Origin of the sequence: Streptomyces decoyicus (genome assembly GCF_019880305.1) — a bacterium.
Lineage (GTDB): Bacteria > Actinomycetota > Actinomycetes > Streptomycetales > Streptomycetaceae > Streptomyces > Streptomyces decoyicus.
The window spans coordinates 853,391-870,103 of the sequence record NZ_CP082301.1 but is presented as its reverse complement, the minus strand read 5'-3'; the positions used below and the strand labels follow the sequence as shown (position 1 = coordinate 870,103).

The following is a 16,713-nucleotide window of genomic DNA, read 5'->3' as shown; positions in this document are numbered from 1 at the left end:
GCCCTGTCGAGCGTCTCCTCCTCCCCGTGGGCGCCGCTGATCGCAGGCGGCAGCGCGGGCAGCGTCCATGGTTGCGCCGCACTCAGGAGCCCGGGCCGCGCAACGGCCCCGCCCTCCTTCGTCGTCGAAGGGGACGGGGCCGATGGCGCAGAGGGATCCGGGGGATTTCCGGGCGGTCAGTTCAGCGAGTCGCCGCTGCCGGCGGCTCCCGGGTCCTGGGCACCCGCACCGGCGTCTCCCGCACCGGCGCTTCCGGCTCCGGCGTCTCCCGCAGCGGCGTCTCCCGCACCGGCGTCACCGGCTCCGGCGCCACCTGCCGCGGCGTCACCTGCGCCACCTGCCGCGGCGTCACCTGCGCCACCTGCCGCGGCGTCACCTGCGCCACCTGCCGCGGCGTCGCCCGCGCCACCTGCCGCGGCGTCGCCCGCGCCACCTGCCGCGGCGTCACCGCCGCCTGCATCGCCGGCGCCGCCCGCGCCGCCGCCTCCGGCGCCGATCTCCGCACCCGTGGCCTTGAGCGCGTCGGTGACCGGCTGGAAGAAGGTCTCGCCGCCCGCGGTGCAGTCGCCGCTGCCACCGGAGGTCAGGCCGACGGCCGAGTCGTCGGAGAACATCGCGCCGCCGCTGTCGCCGGGCTCGGCACAGACATCCGTCTGTATGAGGCCGTTGACGATGTCGCCGTTGCCGTAGTTCACCGTGGCGTCAAGGCCGGTGACGGTGCCGTCGTGGAGGCCGGTGGTGCTGCCCGAGCGCTGCACCTTCATGCCGACGGCGGCCTCCGCGGCCTTGGTGATCTCCTGGGTGCTGCCGTTGCCCAGGTCGACCGCGCTCTGCGGCTTCGCGGCGGTGTCGTCGTAGGTGACCAGCGCGAAGTCGGTCTTCGGGAACTGGGAGTCGGAGACCGTGCCCAGCGGCTGGCTGCCGCCCTGGTCCGCCGTCCAGGTCTTGGAGTCGTTGCCGCAGTGACCGGCCGTCAGGAAGGCCGGTGCGCCCTTGACCGTGACGTTGAAGCCCAGCGAGCAGCGTGCGTTGCCGCCGAAGATGGCACTGCCGCCGACCGGGCCCGCGGCCTGCTGTCCGCCGTCCCCGGCGCCACCGGCTGCGTCTCCGGCACCGCCCGCAGCGTCCCCGGCACCACCGGCTGCGGCGTCACCGGCACCTCCTGCTGCGCCCCCGGCGCCACCGGCGCCCGCCGCGTCTCCGGCGCCACCGGCCCCGGCCGCGTTCCCGGCACCGCCCGCCGCCTGCCCGCCGTTGGCACCGGACGCACCGCCGGCCGCGCTCCCCGCGTTCCCACCGTCGTACCGCTTGAACTCGCCCTGAGACCGCTTGACGGTGACCATGCCCTCACCCATGCCACCCGTGGCCTTGTTGAGCGTGGCCATCTTTGCGCCGGTGACAGTTCTGTCGGCGAGCACCACGATCTTGTTGGTCTTCGGGTCGATCGACCACGCCGTGCCGGGCACCGAGGCGGAGTCGCGCAGGGTCTTCGCACCGGCCTTCAGCGCGGTCATGCTGTTGTGCACGACCTTGGCGACGGCGCCCTTGGCCGTGACGCTCTTGGCGGCCTCCTCCGACAGCACGTTCATGACCAGGTGGCCCTTCGCGCTGTCCAGGTACCAGCCGGCGCCCTTGTCCCCCAGGTCTGCCTTCAGGGACGCCGCCAGCTGCGTGGCCGAGTGGGCGCTGAGCGTCTTCGGGGCCGCCGGCTGGTCCGTGCTCGCGTTGGCGTTGGGGAGCAGGATCGCTGCGGCCGCGACGGCGGCCACACCGGCGGCGGCGATGGCGCCGGTCCGCAGGCGCTTGTTCACATGTCGGTGGCTCAATTCACTGACCTCCAGGGACGCACAGGAACGGGGCACACGGGGGGCCGCGGTGCGTCGCGTCAGCACCCGTGTGTTGCTGCCACTCAGTCCTACGTAGCGAGGTGCACCCCGGTCTCACGCCCACTCACGTCGTGATGAATTCCGACGCTTGCGGTGGCGAACGTTTACACTCCCGGCCCGTCCGGCCGCCCCCGGCACCGCCCGGGGGGCCGCCCGCAGCGCCTCGCGCGGACCGGGGGCACTGCCCTCCCCTCCGCGCCTCCGGCGAGGCTGCCGGGCTGGTCGGAGCGGGTGACCGAGCTCCGGACCGGGGCCGGGAGCCCTGTCTCCTGTGGGGCGTAAAGGGCAGCTGTGGCCGCGCTTAAGAAATCCTCGATGGACCCGGCGGCCGACGTACGGAAGATTTCCTGACGAAGATCGGGCGGCCGGACCGGCCCCCGGCAGGTCACACTCACGTACGGGAGCCGCTGCGATGAAGGCACTGGTCAAGCAGAAGGCGGAGCCGGGACTCTGGCTCATGGACGTGCCGGAGCCGGCCGTCGGTCCGGGCGACGTACTGATCAAGGTGCTGCGCACCGGCATCTGCGGTACGGACCTGCACATCCGGGCCTGGGACGGCTGGGCCCAGCAGGCCGTGGCCACCCCGATGACGATCGGCCATGAATTCGTCGGCGAGGTCGTGGAGACCGGCCGGGACGTCGCCGACATCAAGGCCGGTGACCTGGTCAGCGGCGAGGGGCACCTGGTCTGCGGCAAGTGCCGCAACTGTCAGGCAGGACGCCGCCATCTGTGCCGCGCCACCGTCGGCCTCGGCGTCGGCCGGGACGGCGCGTTCGCCGAGTACGTGGCGCTGCCCGCCGCCAATGTGTGGGTGCACCGCGTCCCCGTCGATCTCGATATCGCCGCCGTCTTCGACCCCTTCGGCAACGCCGTGCACACCGCGCTGTCGTTCCCGCTGGTCGGCGAGGACGTACTGATCACCGGCGCCGGGCCGATCGGCATCATGGCCGCGGCCGTCGCCCGGCACGCCGGTGCCCGCAATGTCGTGATCACGGACGTCAGCGAGCCGCGCCTCGAACTGGCCCGCAAGGTCGGCGTCAGCCTCGCCCTCAACGTCGCCGAGGCGAAGATCGCCGACGGCCAGCGCGAACTGGGGCTGCGCGAGGGCTTCGACATCGGACTGGAGATGTCCGGCCGGCCCGAGGCAATGCGCGACATGATCGCCAACATGACGCACGGGGGCCGTATCGCCGTCCTCGGCCTGCCGTCCGAGCAGTTCCCCGTCGACTGGTCCCGGATCGTCACCTCCATGATCACGATCAAGGGCATCTACGGCCGGGAGATGTTCGAAACCTGGTACGCGATGTCCGTGCTGCTCGAAGGCGGCCTCGACCTCGCGCCCGTGATCACCGGCCGCTACTCGCACCAGGACTTCGACGCCGCCTTCGACGATGCCGCCAGCGGCCGCAGCGGCAAGATCATCCTCGACTGGACCGCCTGAATTCCCGGCTCGGTTCGCAAGAGCCCGTGGCTCACCCGCCCACCGCACTTTCAAGGAGCACCCCCATGTACGAATCCGTACGCGACGAACTGCGCGGCGCCCTCGACGAGATCCGCGCCGCCGGTCTGCACAAGCCCGAGCGCGTCATCGGCACCCCGCAGTCCGCCACCGTCGCGGTTACCGCGGGAGGCAACCCCGGCGAGGTCCTCAACTTCTGCGCCAACAACTACCTCGGTCTCGCCGACCACCCCGAGGTCGTCGCGGCCGCCCACGAAGCGCTCGACCGCTGGGGCTACGGCCTCGCCTCGGTCCGCTTCATCTGCGGCACCCAGGAGGTCCACAAGGAGCTTGAGCAGCGGATCTCCGGCTTCCTCGGCCAGGAGGACACCATCCTCTACTCCTCCTGCTTCGACGCCAACGGCGGCGTCTTCGAGACCCTGCTCGGCCCGGACGACGCGGTCATCTCCGACGCCCTCAACCACGCGTCCATCATCGACGGCATCCGCCTGTGCAAGGCCCGCCGCTTCCGCTATGCCAACCGCGACATGGCCGATCTGGAGCGCCAGTTGAAGGAGGCCGGAAGCGCCGGCCGCAAGCTCGTCGTCACCGACGGCGTCTTCTCCATGGACGGCTATCTGGCGCCGCTGCAAGAGATCTGCGACCTGGCCGACCGCTACGGCGCCATGGTGATGGTCGACGACTCGCACGCGGTCGGCTTCGTCGGCCCCGGCGGCCGCGGCACCCCCGAGCTGCACGGCGTGATGGACCGCGTCGACATCATCACCGGCACCCTCGGCAAGGCCCTCGGCGGCGCCTCCGGCGGCTATGTCGCGGCCCGCGCGGAGATCGTCGCGCTGCTGCGCCAGCGCTCGCGCCCCTACCTCTTCTCCAACTCGCTCGCCCCGGTGATCGCGGCCGCCTCGCTCAAGGTGCTCGATCTGCTGGAGTCGGCCGGTGACCTGCGCGAACGCCTCAACGCCAACACCGCGCTGTTCCGCTCCCGGATGACCGAGGAAGGCTTCGACATCCTCCCGGGGGAGCACGCCATCGCGCCCGTCATGATCGGCGACGCGGCCGAGGCGGCCCGTATGGCGGAGCTGCTCCTGGAACGCGGGGTGTACGTCATCGGCTTCTCCTACCCGGTGGTCCCGCAGGGGCAGGCGCGGATCCGCGTACAGCTGTCCGCCGCCCACTCCACCGAGGACGTCCACCGCGCGGTCGACGCCTTCATCGACGCGCGGTCCGCGCTGGGGGACTGACGCCGCTCACGGGCGTGGCCTGAGAAACTGGAAGCATGATCGAAGCACGACGGCTGCACATCCTCCGTGCGGTGGCCGACCACCGTACGGTCACCGCCGCGGCCGCCGCGCTCTATCTCACGCCCTCGGCGGTCTCCCAGCAGCTGGCCGCGCTGGAACAGGAGACCGGACACCGTCTGGTGGAGCGCAGCGCCCGCGGCGTACGGCTGACCGCCGCGGGCGACATCCTGCTCACCCACGCCAACGCCGTCCTGGCCCAGCTGGAGCGCGCCGAGTCCGAGCTCGCCGCCTACGGCTCGGGCGAGGCCGGCACGGTCACCGTCGCGGCCTTCGCCACCGGCATCGGCCTGGTCGTCGCGCCCGCGCTCACCGGGCTCACCCGCACCGCCCCCGGCATCCGGGTCCGCGTCCAGGACGCCGAGGGCGATGCCAGCCTGCTCATGGTCCTCGACCGGCAGGTCGATGTGGCGGTCGCCGTCGAATACCGGGGCGCGCCCCGCGCCGACGATCCACGGCTGACCCGGGTCCCGCTCTACGCCGAGCCGTTCGACGCGGTGCTGCCGCCCGGCCACCGCCTCGCCGGTGTGGCGCAGGTGGCGCTGGGCGAACTCGCGGAGGACCCGTGGATCGGGCCCTACCCCGGCAACCCCTGCCATGACGTGGTCGTCCTGGCCTGCGAATACGCTGGTTTCCAGCCGCGGCTGGAGCACTCCTCCGACGACTTCCGGGCCGTGGTCGCCCTCGCCTCGGCCGCCGCGGGGGTGGCCCTCGTGCCGCGCTCGGCCCTGCGCGACATGGACCTCACCGGGGTGGTGGTCCGCCCCGTCGACGATGTGGCCCCGACCCGCCGGGTCTTCGCCGCCGTACGCCGCGGAGCCGAGGAGCACCCGCTGCTCCGCCCGGTCCTGGCCGCCCTCCGGGAGGCGGCGGCGCCTCAGGGGTGAGCCGCTCCTGTCACGCCGCGTCCGGTGCCTCGTCCAGGGGGATGACCCGGGCGGTGGCGGTCGCGGTGGCGACGAGCCGCTCGTCGCCGTCGGTCAGCGCGGCCTCCAGGAAGGCGATATCGCCCACGCGGTGCACCACGCGTCCGGTGCCGAAGAGCCGGCCGGGGCGGACGGGCCGCAGGAAAGAGGCCGTCAGCTCCAGGGTGGACTGGAACTGGTCGGGCCGGAGCGTGGCGAGGAGAGCGGGGCCGACCGTGTCGTGGAGCATCGCCGCGAGGAAGGCCCCGAGGACGTTGCCCATCGGGTTGGTGAAGTTCTCGGTCGCGGTGAACGCCGGCCGGATCGTGCCGTCCCCGGCGTCCGCGTCGAGGATCTCCATGCCCAAGGTGCCCGCCGCGGGAGGCAGGGGCGCACGCCCCTCCACCGCGTCCCGGAAGGCCCTCGGCCCCTCGTTCATCAGGCTCCTCAGCCGGCTGTCCACCACGCCCGTGTGTTCTCCTCTCCTACCCCGCGAGGCCCCGGTACGGGCCCGGTCCACCCGAATGGCCATGCCCCGCGAGCCCCGCCCGGCATGACGGGCAGGGCCGGTCATGGCAGGGTCGGCAGGGCGGCGGCAAGGGAGGCGGTGCGCATGTCGGTCGGCCCGGCCGGTCCGGTGGACAAGGCGTCGGCCACGGTGCCCGAGGATCCGTACGCGCTGGTGCGCACCCGTGGGTATCTGAAGCTCCTGCTGGTGGCGGCGCTGGTCGGCTTCCCGGTCTGTGCCGTCGCGTTCGGCTTTCTCGCGCTGGTCCACGAGCTGGAACCGCTGATCTACAAGGACCTGCCGCGGGTGCTGGGCTTTGCCGGCACACCGATCTGGTGGCCGGTCCCGATGCTCGTGGTGGCCGGTCTCCTGGTCGGCCTGACCGTCCGTTACCTGCCGGGCCACGGCGGCCATGAGCCGGCCGACGGGCTGGCGCTCAGGGGCGCGCCCCCGCTCTCCACGCTTCCCGGTGTCGCGCTCGCGGCCCTGGCCTCCCTCAGCTTCGGTGCGGTGCTCGGCCCCGAGGCGCCGCTCATCGCCCTCGGCGGCGGGCTGGCCGCGGGCGCCGCACGGCTGCTGAGCCGGGGCATGACCTCCCAGGCCGTCGCGGCGGTGGGCGCCGCCGGCAGCTTCGCCGCGGTCAGTGCGCTGCTCGGCTCGCCGCTCCTGGGCGCGTTCCTCCTGATGGAGGTGTCGGGGCTGGGCGGCCCGATGCTCGGGATGCTGCTGGTCCCCGGCCTGCTCGCGTCCGGCATCGGTGCCCTGGTCTTCACCGGGCTGGGCGACTGGACCGGTCTCGGTACGTACTCCCTCGCGCTGCACGACATCCCCAAGGCCGCGGAGCCGACGGTTTCGGAATTCGGCTGGGCGTTGGTCATCGGGCTTGCTGCCGCGTTCCTCGCGGCAGGCGTGCGGTGGCTCTCGCGGTTCCTCAAGGGACATGTCGTCCGGCACCGCGTACCGGCCACGATGGTGATGGGCCTGGTGGTGGGGGCACTGGCGGTGGCGTTCGCCACGGCCACCGGCAAGCCCGCCACCGAGATGCTCTACTCGGGCCAGTCGGCGCTGGGGTCGCTGTTCCGGGACAGCGCCGGCTACTCGGTGGCGACGCTGCTGCTGCTCATCCTGTGCAAGGGCCTGGCGTACTGCGCCTCGTTGAGCGCCTTCCGGGGCGGCCCCATCTTCCCCGCGCTGTTCCTCGGTGCGGCGGGTGGCGTGGTGCTGTCCCATCTGCCCGGCCTGTCGCTCACCCCGGCCTTTGCGATGGGCGTCGGCGCCATGTGTGTGGCCATGCTCCGGCTGCCGATGATCTCGGTGCTGCTGGCCACCCTGCTGCTGGGGAGCAGCGGTCTGACCGTGATGCCGTTGGTGATCGTCGCCGTGGTCGTCGCCTATGTCGTGGCGCTGCGGCTCACCCCGGCCACCGCTCCGGCCGCGCCCCCCGCGGCCGCGCCGCAGGCCGCCTGACGGCCCGTTCAGCGGCGCGGAGTCCGGCCCGTCCGGGTCCAGGCGGCCAACTGGCGCTCGGTCCAGGTGTTGATGACCCGGTCGGCGGCGACGCCGCACTCCTCGGCGCGGGCACAGCCGTAGATCTGCCAGTCCAGCTGGCCCGGCGCATGGGCGTCGCTGTCGATGGAGAAGAGGGTCCCGGCCTCCAGCGCCTGGCGGAGCAGCCGGCGCGGGGGGTCCAAGCGGTCGGGGCGGCAGTTGATCTCGACGGCGGTGTGGTGCTCGGCGCAGGCCGCGAACACCTCCGCGGCGTCGAACTGCGACTCCGGGCGCAGCTTGCCGGTGATCTGCCGGCCGGTGCAGTGACCGAGCACGTCCACGAGCGGATTGCGGACCGCGGCCAGCAGCCGCCGGGTCATCGGCGCCTTGTCCATCCGCAGTTTGGAGTGCACCGAGGCGACCACCACGTCCAACTGGTCCAGCAGCTCCGGCTCCTGGTCGAGGGAGCCGTCGTCGAGGATGTCGCACTCGATCCCGGTCAGCAGCCGGAACGGCGCCAGCAGCTGGTTCACCTCCGCCACCAGCGACAGCTGCCGCCGCAGCCGTTCGGCGGTCAGCCCGCGGGCGACGGTGAGCCTGGGGGAGTGGTCGGTCAGCACACACCATGCGTGGCCCAGGTCGCGGGCGGTGCGGGCCATCGTCTCGACCGGGCTGCCCCCGTCCGACCAGTCCGAGTGCAGATGGCAGTCGCCGCGCAGCGCCCGCCGCAGCCGCTGCCCCCGCTCCCCGTCGACCAGCGGGCCGCCCGCCTCCTCCTCCAGAGGTGACAGATAGGCGGGCCGTACGCCCGCGAGCGCCTCCTCCACGACGCGGGTGGTCTTGGGCCCCAGCCCTTTGACCCGCCCCAGCGAGCCGTCCCGGGCGCGCCGGCCCACCTCGTCGGGGGACATGGCCCCGATCACCGTCGCGGCCGTACGGAACGCCCGGACGCGATACGTCGCCGCCCCCTGCCGCTCCAGCAGAAAGGCGATCCGCTCCAGCGCCTCGACGGGGTCCACGGACGGCTCCTTTCCGGGGCGCGGCCCCGCAGCGTCCTTTCACGGTGCCGCACGCCGTGGGCGGCTGCCACCGGGGTGTCGGTGCCGCCGTCGCGAATCGCCCATTACCGACGGGTCCGAAGGCCCGCTGTTATACGCCTATGTCCGTTCTCCGGCTACTCGATCCGTTTCCATGGGAATGGCGTACGGATAGTTCTGATGATTCCGTTCAATACGTTCAACACGCCCGATGCCGCCCCTGAACTCCGGGCGAATCGGGCACATTTCATGCCCGTGCAACATTCGGAGCGGTTCGTCGGAGGCCGGCGCCGGAGTTCCGCGACCGTGCTGTCCTCGGGTGCCGTAAAAATTGGGAGTCTTCAAAGAATCTGCACACCGAATGCGCAGTCGGCACCCGCTCTTCAGTGACCCATCCCCACGCTGACCTGCACGTCAGCGGTTTGGTGTGGGAATGTCCTGTTCGTCGAACGAGGGGTTACCGGTGGGTCGGAAGTGAAACTGGAGAAGGTGTGAAGAAGCTGCCACCAAGTCATGGACATGCGTGCACTTCAGGGAATTCAGGGGGGCGTTGGGGTCCGGATCAGCGGTTCTCGGATTAGCAGCACCACGCGCCCGCATGCTTTGATCCTTCGCACCGCGGAAGTCACACCATCGGTTCCCGATTTCGGGTACCGGACTGCCGCAGCAGCGGCCGGGCCACCCCACCGGACGGTTCGGGCGCAGCTTTTTCGAGATATTCATCCGAAGGGAAACATCATGAACTCCACCCCCCAGGTTCAGACCCAGGAAATCTCCGACGCCGACCTGGACAACGTGTCCGGTGGCCTCCTCAACGGCGCGGTCGGCACCGCCGCCAACACCGTTGACTCGATCGCCCCGGTCTCGGGCGCCGTGGGCACCGCCACCGGCCTGGTCGACGGCGCCACCGGCCTCAACGCCTCGGGCGTCGTCGGCACCGCCACGGGCCTGGTCTCCGGTCTCTGAGTCGAATCCTCTGTGCCGCTGAGCGGTACAGCCGGCTTTGAACGGTGACAACGGCAGGTCGGCGCCCCCTCCTTGCCGACATGCCGGGCCGAGTGCCCCGGATCCCTGGCTCAGCCCGGGACCGGGGCGCCCGGCCGCCACCCGTCTGACACAGACCATTGCAGTTGAGGGAAGAGTGTCGTGCAGTTCCGCCAACAGGCCCTTTCCAAGCTGCAGTCGCCCGAGGAAATCGATCTGCCGGTGCGCTTCGCCCGCCCCCGGGGCTGGCTCGTGCTGACCGTCACGGTCCTGTTCGTGATCGCCGCGTCCGTATGGGCGGTGACCGGCACCGTGTCGTCCACCCTCAACGCACCCGGAATCCTCACCCACGGCCAGGGCAGCTATGTCCTGCAGAGCCCCGTCGCGGGCCAGGTCACCGCCGTGCTCGCCGAAGAAGGCAAGCGGGTGGCCGCCAACACCCCCGTTCTGAAGCTCCGCACCGCCCGGGGCGCCACCGTCGTCCGCACACTCGCCGCCGGCCGGCTGACCACCATGGTCGCCACGATCGGCTCCGTCGTCACCACCGGTGCGGATGTGGCCTCCGTGGAGCGCGTCGCCCACCCCGGCGACCCCCTGACGGCGACGCTGTACGTACCGGCCGAGAGCGGCGCCTCCGTCCCCGTCGGCGCGGCCGTCGACCTCACCGTCCAGTCCGTGCCCAGCCAGCAGTACGGCGTACTGCGCGGGCGGGTCAAGGCCGTCGGCAGGACCGCGCAGACCCGCCAGCGGATCGGCGCCTACCTGGGCAACAGCCAGCTCGGCGAGCAGTTCTCGCAGCACGGCCAGCCCCTCGCCGTCCTGGTGCAGCTCGACCCCGCCCCGCACAGTGGGTCCGGCTACGCCTGGTCGACCTCCGGCGGCCCGCCGTACAAGATCGACTCCATGACGCCGGCCAGTGGCGCCGTCCACCTGGCCGCGCAGCACCCGATCGATTGGCTGCTGCCGTGACCGCACCCCACGACTCCGCAGCCCCGCAGCAGCAGCTGCCGCCTCCCGGGCGCGGCCGGCACCGCCCGGAGCCCGCACCCGGCGCGCGCCGTACCCGCCGCGCCGCGCCGCCCGCTCCGAAGCCCAAGAAGACGAAGTCCGTACGCACCCCCACCATCCTCCAGATGGAGGCCGTGGAATGCGGCGCCGCCTCGCTGGCCATGGTGCTCGCCCACTACGGACGGCATGTGCCGCTGGAGGAGCTGCGGATCGCCTGCGGGGTCTCCCGCGACGGCTCGCGCGCCAGCAACCTGCTCAAGGCCGCCCGCAGTTACGGGCTCCAGGCCAAGGGCATGCAGATGGAACCGGCCGCGCTCGCCGAAGTGCAGGCGCCGGCCATTCTGTTCTGGGAGTTCAACCACTACGTCGTCTACGACGGCCCCTGCCGCCGCTTCGGCCGCCGCGGCGTGCGCATCAACGACCCCGACAAGGGCCGCCGCTTCGTGGCGATGGAGGACTTCGACACCAGCTTCACCGGTGTCGCCCTGGTCTTCGAGCCGGGCGAGGACTTCCGCAAGGGCGGCCGCAAGCCCGGCGTCCTCGGCGCGGTGCCCGCCCGGATGCGCGGCACCACCGGCACCCTGCTGGCCGCGCTGCTCGCCAGCCTGCTGCTGGTCGCGGTCGGCGCGGCGGTGCCCGCGCTGAGCCGTACGTACATCGACATGTTCCTGATCGGCAACCAGACCTCGCTGCTGGGGCCGCTCTTCGCGTCGATGGCCGCGATGGTGGCGCTGACCGCCGTACTGACCGGTCTGCAACAGGCGAATCTGCTGCGCGGCCGCATCATCTCCTCCACCCTGACCAGCGCCCGGTTCCTGCGCCATCTGCTCAGACTCCCGGTCACCTTCTTCGCCCAGCGCAGCCCGGCCGACCTGGTCCAGCGGCTCCAGTCCAACGACGCGGTGGCCGAAACCCTGGCGCGCGACCTCGCCGCCGCGGGGGTGGACGGGATCGTGGTCATCCTCTACGCCGTCCTGCTGTGGACCTACGACCCGCAACTGACGGTCATCGGCGTGGGCATCGCCCTGCTCAACGTCGTCGCCATGCGGATCGTGATCCGGCTGCGGTCCACCCACACCCAGAAGCTGCGCGCCGACACGGCCCGGCTCACCAACACCTCCTACACCGGTCTCCAGCTCATCGAGACGATGAAGGCCACCGGCGGGGAGAACGGCTACTTCCGCCGCTGGGCCGGCCAGCACGCCACCACGCTGGAGGTGCAGCAGCGCCTCGGTGTGCCCAGCGCCGCGCTGGCCGTCGTCGCGCCCACCCTGGCCACGCTCAACAGCGCACTGATCCTGTGGATCGGCGGACTGCGGGCGGTCGAGGGCCATATCTCCATCGGTCTGCTGGTCGCCTTCCAGGCGCTGGTGACCCGCTTCACCGCACCCATCACCCGGCTCAACGGAGTGGCCGGCCGCATCCAGGACTTCGCCGCCGACGTGGCCCGTCTCAAGGACGTCGAGAGCTTCCCCGTCGACACCCTCTACTCGCGTCCCGAGCCGGACGCCGACACCCGCAGGCTCAAGGGCCATGTGACGCTGGAGGGCATCACCTTCGGCTACAGCCCGCTGGACAAACCGCTGCTCACCGGCTTCTCGCTGGCCGTCGGCCCCGGCCGGCAGGTCGCCCTCGTCGGCGGATCCGGCAGCGGCAAGTCCACCGTCTCCCGGCTGATCTCCGGCCTCTACAGCCCCTGGGAAGGCACCATCCGCATCGACGGACAGCGGCTGGAGGACCTCTCCCGCAGTGCGCTGGCCGCCTCCGTGTCCTTTGTCGACCAGGACATCTTCCTCTTCGAGGGCACGGTCCGCGACAACGTGGCGCTGTGGGACCCCTCGATACCGGACGACGCGGTCATTACCGCCCTCCAGGACGCCGCACTCTACGACGATGTGATCGTCCGCCGCCCCGACGGCATCTACAGCCGGGTCGAGCAGGACGGCCGCAACTTCTCCGGCGGGCAGCGGCAGCGGCTGGAGATCGCCCGCGCACTGGTCCGGCGCCCCAGCATCCTGGTCCTCGACGAGGTCACCAGCGCACTGGACGCCCGGACCGAACAGACCATCATGGACAACCTGCGGCGGCGCGGCTGCGCCTGCGTCGTCATCGCCCACCGGCTGAGCACGGTCCGCGACAGTGACGAGATCGTCGTCCTCGACCACGGCGTGGTTGTCGAACGCGGCCGGCACGAGGACCTGGTCGCCGCCGGGGGCCCGTACGCCGAGCTGGTCAAGGAGCACTGACGTGTCATCCGTACCCCCGCCCGCGCTCGTGGGACCGGGCTACACCGACGCGGTGACGCAGGCGCTGGGCGGCGTCGGCACCCCCGTCGACTGCACCGGACTGCGCAACGTGCCCCTGGAGGGCCCGCATGTGCTGTGGCTCGTCACCGGCGGGTGGCTCGACCTCTTCGCGGTCGACGTCGCCCAGGAAGGGCACTGGCACTTCCTCGGCCGGCTCGAAGCGGGCACCCTGCTGCTCGGCCCGGTCGCGGGCCCGCAGCACACCCTGCTCGGCCGGCCGTCACAGGACTGCCGACTGCGCCGGATCCCGCTGCGCGAGCTGCCCCGGTACGAGTACGGCGAGCAGTGGGACACCGGTTCCTACCCGCAGTACGGCACCCAGGGCGGCTACGGCCACGACCCCGCGTACGGCGGCCAGCGCGAGGCACCCTCCGCGCTGGAGCACGCCTTTGCGCTGGGCACGGCCCGCAGCCTGGGCGTGCTGTTCGAGGCACCGCTCGACGGCAGGCCCGCCGACGAGGCGGTGGCCGACGACGACATCCTGTGGATGCCGGTGCCGCCCGGCAGCGTGCAGTACGGCGCCTCCTACAGTGCGGAGGCGGCCGGCGATCTGCTGGTGGACCCCGAGCTGTGGCAGCAGATGGTCAATCAGCAGTACCGGCTGCTGTCCGCCGTCGACCGCTGGATCGAGCACCTGGAACGCGCTCACGAGGACCGTACGGCGGCCGGCATCAAGGCGGGCGAGACCGTCCGCGAGCGGGCCGACCAGGCGCTGATCGCCTCCATCGGCCGCCAGGACCGGGCCGGCCGGGGCGGCACCGGGATGGACCGGGCCGGCGACGACGCCACCTTCGCGGTCTGCCGCACGGTCGCGGAGGCGGCCGGGATCACGCTCACCGAGCCGCCGAAGGGCGCCGCCGCCAACGACCGCATCACCCCGGTCGAACGGATCGCGGTCAGCTCGCGGATCCGCACCCGCGCCGTCCGGCTCCAGGGCCGCTGGTGGCGGACCGACACCGGCCCCCTGGTGGGCCACCGCGCCAAGTCCGGTGCCCCCGTGGCGCTGCTGTGGCGCCGCGGCCGCTACGAGGCGGTCAACCCGGCCTCCGGGCTGCGGATGCGCATCGGCAAGGACAACGCCGACGAACTCGAACCGCGCGCCGTCATGTTCTACCGTCCGCTGCCGGAGCGGCCCATGAACATGTGGCGCCTGATGCGCTTCAGCCTGCGCGGCACACGGCTGGACCTGCGCAATCTGGCCCTCGCCGGACTGGTGACGGTCGGTCTCGGCGCCCTCGTGCCCATCGCGACCGGCAAGGTGCTCGGGGTGTACGTCCCGAGCGCCGACAAGAGCCTGATCGTCCAGGTCTCCCTGGCCGTCATCATCACCAGCGTCGTCTCCGCCGCCTTCATGCTGTTGCAGAACCTCACCGTGCTGCGGATGGAGGGCCGGATCGAGAGCGCGTTGCAGCCGGCCGTGTGGGACAGGCTGTTGCGGCTGCCGACCAAGTTCTTCACCGAACGCTCCACCGGAGAGCTGGCCAGCGCGGCGATGGGCATCAGCGCCATCCGGCGGGTGCTCTCCGGACTCGGCCCGGTGGCCGTGCAGGCCACCACGGTCGGCGCGATGAACCTCGTGCTGTTGCTCGTCTACAGCGTGCCGCTGGCACTGGCGGCCGTCGCCATGCTGCTCGTCATCGGTGCGGTGTTCCTCGCCATGGGCCTGTGGGAGCTGCGCTGGCAGCGACGCCTGGTCAAGCTCGGCAACAAGCTCAACAACCAGGCGTTCCAGACCCTGCGCGGGCTGCCCAAGCTGCGGGTCGCCGCGGCCGAGAGCTTTGCGTACGCCGCCTGGGCCCGTGAGTTCGCCCGCTCCCGCGAACTCCAGCAGAAGGCCGGCCGGATCAAGAACCTGACCACCGTGCTCAACGCGGTCTATCTGCCGCTCTGCTCGCTCGCCATGTTCATGCTGCTGGCCGGACCGGCCCGCGGCAGCATGTCGGCCGGCTCGTTCCTCACCTTCAACACCTCGGTGACCATGCTCCTGACCTCGGTCACCCAGATCACCGGCGCCTTCGTCTCGGCCGCCGCCGCGCTGCCGATGTTCGAGCAGATCCAGCCGGTGCTGGACGAGAAGCCCGAAGTGCGCGGCGCCAGCGCCCAGCCCGGCGCCCTGTCCGGCGGCATCGAAGCCAAGAAGCTGTCCTTCCGCTACACCGACGACGGCCCGCTGGTCCTCGACGAGGTCTCGCTGCGGGTCGAGCCCGGCGAGTTCGTGGCCGTCGTCGGCCCGAGCGGCTGCGGCAAGTCGACCCTGCTCCGGCTCCTCATCGGCTTCGACAAGCCCTCCTCGGGCAATGTGCTCTACGACGGCCAGGACCTGGCCGCCCTGGACCAGGCGGCGGTGCGCCGCCAGTGCGGCGTCGTCCTCCAGAACGCGCAGCCGCTCACCGGATCGATCCTGGACTGCATCTGCGGTGCCGAGTCCTTCACCCAGGAAGAGGCCTGGGCGGCTGCCGAGATGGCGGGCCTGGCCGAGGACATCAAGCGGATGCCGATGGGACTGCACACCATGATCTCCGGCGGTGGGGCCATCTCCGGCGGTCAGCGGCAGCGGCTGATGATCGCCCAGGCACTGGTCCGCCGCCCGCGGATCCTGTTCTTCGACGAGGCCACCAGCGCCCTGGACAACGAGACCCAGCGCATCGTCAGCGACAGCACCCGACAGCTCAGTGCCAGCCGTCTGGTGATCGCCCACCGGCTGTCCACGGTCATGGACGCCGACCGGGTGATCGTCATGGCGGAGGGCCGGATCGTCGAGCAGGGCCCGCCGGCCGAGCTGCTCGCCGACACGGGCGGCCGGCTGCACGATCTGGTGCGACGTCAGCTGGCCTGAGCCCGCCGGACCCCGGTCCGCCGCCTCCCCGGCCGGTCGAGCCTTCCCGTCATCCCCGCGAAGCACCGCATATCGTGCAGGCAGCGAGCGGAGGATGCGATGGCCACCATCAGACACCTGTTCCATGCGATGCCGCCCGACCGGCGCCGGCAGCTGACCGACCTGGCCGTCGAGGTGTCGATGCCGCGTGGCACCCGCCTCTTCGAGGAGGGCCGGCGGGCGGACCGCTTCTGGATCATCCGCAGCGGGCAGATCGCGCTCGACCAGCGCGTGCCGGGGCGCCGGGCGGCGATCGTCGAAACCCTCGGCCGCGACGAACTGCTCGGCTGGTCCTGGCTGTTCCCGCCCTACCTGTGGCACCTGGGAGCGGAGACCGTGGGCCCCGTGGAGGCCGTGGAGTTCGACGCCGGCGTGGTCCGCGCGTTGTGCGAGTCCGATCCCGTCGTGGGCCGGGCGATGTACCGCTATGTTGCCGAGACGGTGGCCGAGCGGCTGCACGGCACCCGCATCCGCCTGCTGGATCTGTACGGCCCCCAGGGCAGCGGCCTCGACCCGTGAGCGCCGTCTCCCGACCCGGTACGGGGTGCCCGACAGGCGCTGAGCACCGCCCGGCCCTTAGGAGGCGCGACCGCGCCCGGGGGCCCGTCGTGACAGACGCCAGCGCAGGAGTACCAGCCCGGCGCACAGCACCCCGGCCCCGCCGAGCGGGTACGCCCACCAGCCGAGATGGTGGAGGCCGGTCAGCAGTGCCACGGCGAGGCAGGCGACGGACAGGACGAGCAGATTGACGTTCCGCCACCCGAACGAACCGGTCGCCGCGGCCACCCGCCGGTCGAAATCCGCATGTCCGGCCCGCTCGTACGCCTCCCGCGCGTACGTCATGGCGTAGGTCTCCTCGACGTGGTTCATGCCTTCGACGAAGTCCGGCTCCGCTCCACGGCGGCCCCGTCTGCGGCGTGGGAAGCGGAGATTCATCATGCCGCGCCTCATGTCGCGTC

13 protein-coding genes are annotated in these 16,713 nt (G+C 71.9%); 9 read left to right on the top strand and 4 right to left on the bottom strand.

The annotated features are described in order from the left end of the window. Positions 1–176 precede the first annotated feature (176 nt). Positions 177–1,811, bottom strand: coding sequence for a S1 family peptidase (locus K7C20_RS03610; protein ID WP_053209073.1), 1,635 nt, complete (start codon positions 1,809–1,811; stop codon positions 177–179). 487 nt (positions 1,812–2,298) lie between these two features. Between K7C20_RS03610 and tdh the strand changes: the two genes are divergently transcribed. The 3 genes from tdh to K7C20_RS03595 all read left to right on the top strand — a co-directional run bounded on the left by tdh (position 2,299) and on the right by K7C20_RS03595 (position 5,530). Next, on the top strand, positions 2,299–3,327 hold the full coding sequence (gene tdh, locus K7C20_RS03605) for an L-threonine 3-dehydrogenase (protein ID WP_030083208.1): 1,029 nt from the start codon (positions 2,299–2,301) through the stop codon (positions 3,325–3,327). A 65-nt stretch (positions 3,328–3,392) separates the two neighbouring features. Continuing rightward, complete coding sequence (locus K7C20_RS03600) at positions 3,393–4,586, top strand: glycine C-acetyltransferase (protein WP_030083206.1); 1,194 nt, start codon at positions 3,393–3,395, stop codon at positions 4,584–4,586. A 35-nt stretch (positions 4,587–4,621) separates the two neighbouring features. Then, the gene (locus tag K7C20_RS03595; RefSeq protein ID WP_030083204.1) at positions 4,622–5,530 is read left to right on the top strand and encodes a LysR family transcriptional regulator; all 909 of its coding nucleotides are present in this window, start codon (positions 4,622–4,624) and stop codon (positions 5,528–5,530) included. 10 nt (positions 5,531–5,540) lie between these two features. Here the strand turns inward: K7C20_RS03595 and K7C20_RS03590 are convergent, their stop codons facing one another. Next, the gene (locus K7C20_RS03590) at positions 5,541–5,987 is read right to left on the bottom strand and encodes a PaaI family thioesterase (protein WP_030083202.1); all 447 of its coding nucleotides are present in this window, start codon (positions 5,985–5,987) and stop codon (positions 5,541–5,543) included. Positions 5,988–6,161: 174 nt separating this feature from the next. Between K7C20_RS03590 and K7C20_RS03585 the strand changes: the two genes are divergently transcribed. Next, positions 6,162–7,523 (top strand): chloride channel protein, encoded by a 1,362-nt coding sequence (locus K7C20_RS03585; protein WP_030083200.1) that lies wholly within the window; start codon positions 6,162–6,164, stop codon positions 7,521–7,523. An 8-nt stretch (positions 7,524–7,531) separates the two neighbouring features. Here the strand turns inward: K7C20_RS03585 and K7C20_RS03580 are convergent, their stop codons facing one another. After that, positions 7,532–8,563, bottom strand: coding sequence for a PHP domain-containing protein (locus K7C20_RS03580; RefSeq protein WP_030083198.1), 1,032 nt, complete (start codon positions 8,561–8,563; stop codon positions 7,532–7,534). A gap of 756 nt (positions 8,564–9,319) precedes the next feature. Here K7C20_RS03580 and K7C20_RS03575 point away from each other — a divergent pair. The 5 genes from K7C20_RS03575 to K7C20_RS03555 all read left to right on the top strand — a co-directional run bounded on the left by K7C20_RS03575 (position 9,320) and on the right by K7C20_RS03555 (position 16,273). Continuing rightward, positions 9,320–9,547, top strand: coding sequence for a hypothetical protein (locus tag K7C20_RS03575; RefSeq protein ID WP_030083197.1), 228 nt, complete (start codon positions 9,320–9,322; stop codon positions 9,545–9,547). A gap of 180 nt (positions 9,548–9,727) precedes the next feature. Continuing rightward, positions 9,728–10,534 carry an HlyD family efflux transporter periplasmic adaptor subunit gene (locus K7C20_RS03570; protein ID WP_053209072.1) on the top strand — a complete coding sequence of 269 codons (807 nt, stop codon included), beginning with the start codon at positions 9,728–9,730 and terminating at the stop codon, positions 10,532–10,534. Further along, positions 10,531–12,819 carry an NHLP family bacteriocin export ABC transporter peptidase/permease/ATPase subunit gene (locus K7C20_RS03565; RefSeq protein WP_053209071.1) on the top strand — a complete coding sequence of 763 codons (2,289 nt, stop codon included), beginning with the start codon at positions 10,531–10,533 and terminating at the stop codon, positions 12,817–12,819. The genes K7C20_RS03570 and K7C20_RS03565 overlap by 4 nt, the downstream gene beginning before the upstream one ends. Before the next feature lies 1 nt (position 12,820). Further along, positions 12,821–15,715, top strand: coding sequence for an NHLP bacteriocin export ABC transporter permease/ATPase subunit (locus K7C20_RS03560; RefSeq protein WP_053209070.1), 2,895 nt, complete (start codon positions 12,821–12,823; stop codon positions 15,713–15,715). Between the two features lie 99 nt (positions 15,716–15,814). After that, positions 15,815–16,273, top strand: a complete 459-nt coding sequence (locus K7C20_RS03555) for a cyclic nucleotide-binding domain-containing protein (RefSeq protein ID WP_053209069.1) — start codon at positions 15,815–15,817, stop codon at positions 16,271–16,273. A 57-nt stretch (positions 16,274–16,330) separates the two neighbouring features. Here the strand turns inward: K7C20_RS03555 and K7C20_RS03550 are convergent, their stop codons facing one another. Next, entirely contained in the window at positions 16,331–16,705 is a 375-nt protein-coding gene (locus K7C20_RS03550; RefSeq protein ID WP_150127199.1) for a hypothetical protein, read from the bottom strand. Positions 16,706–16,713: the final 8 nt, after the last annotated feature.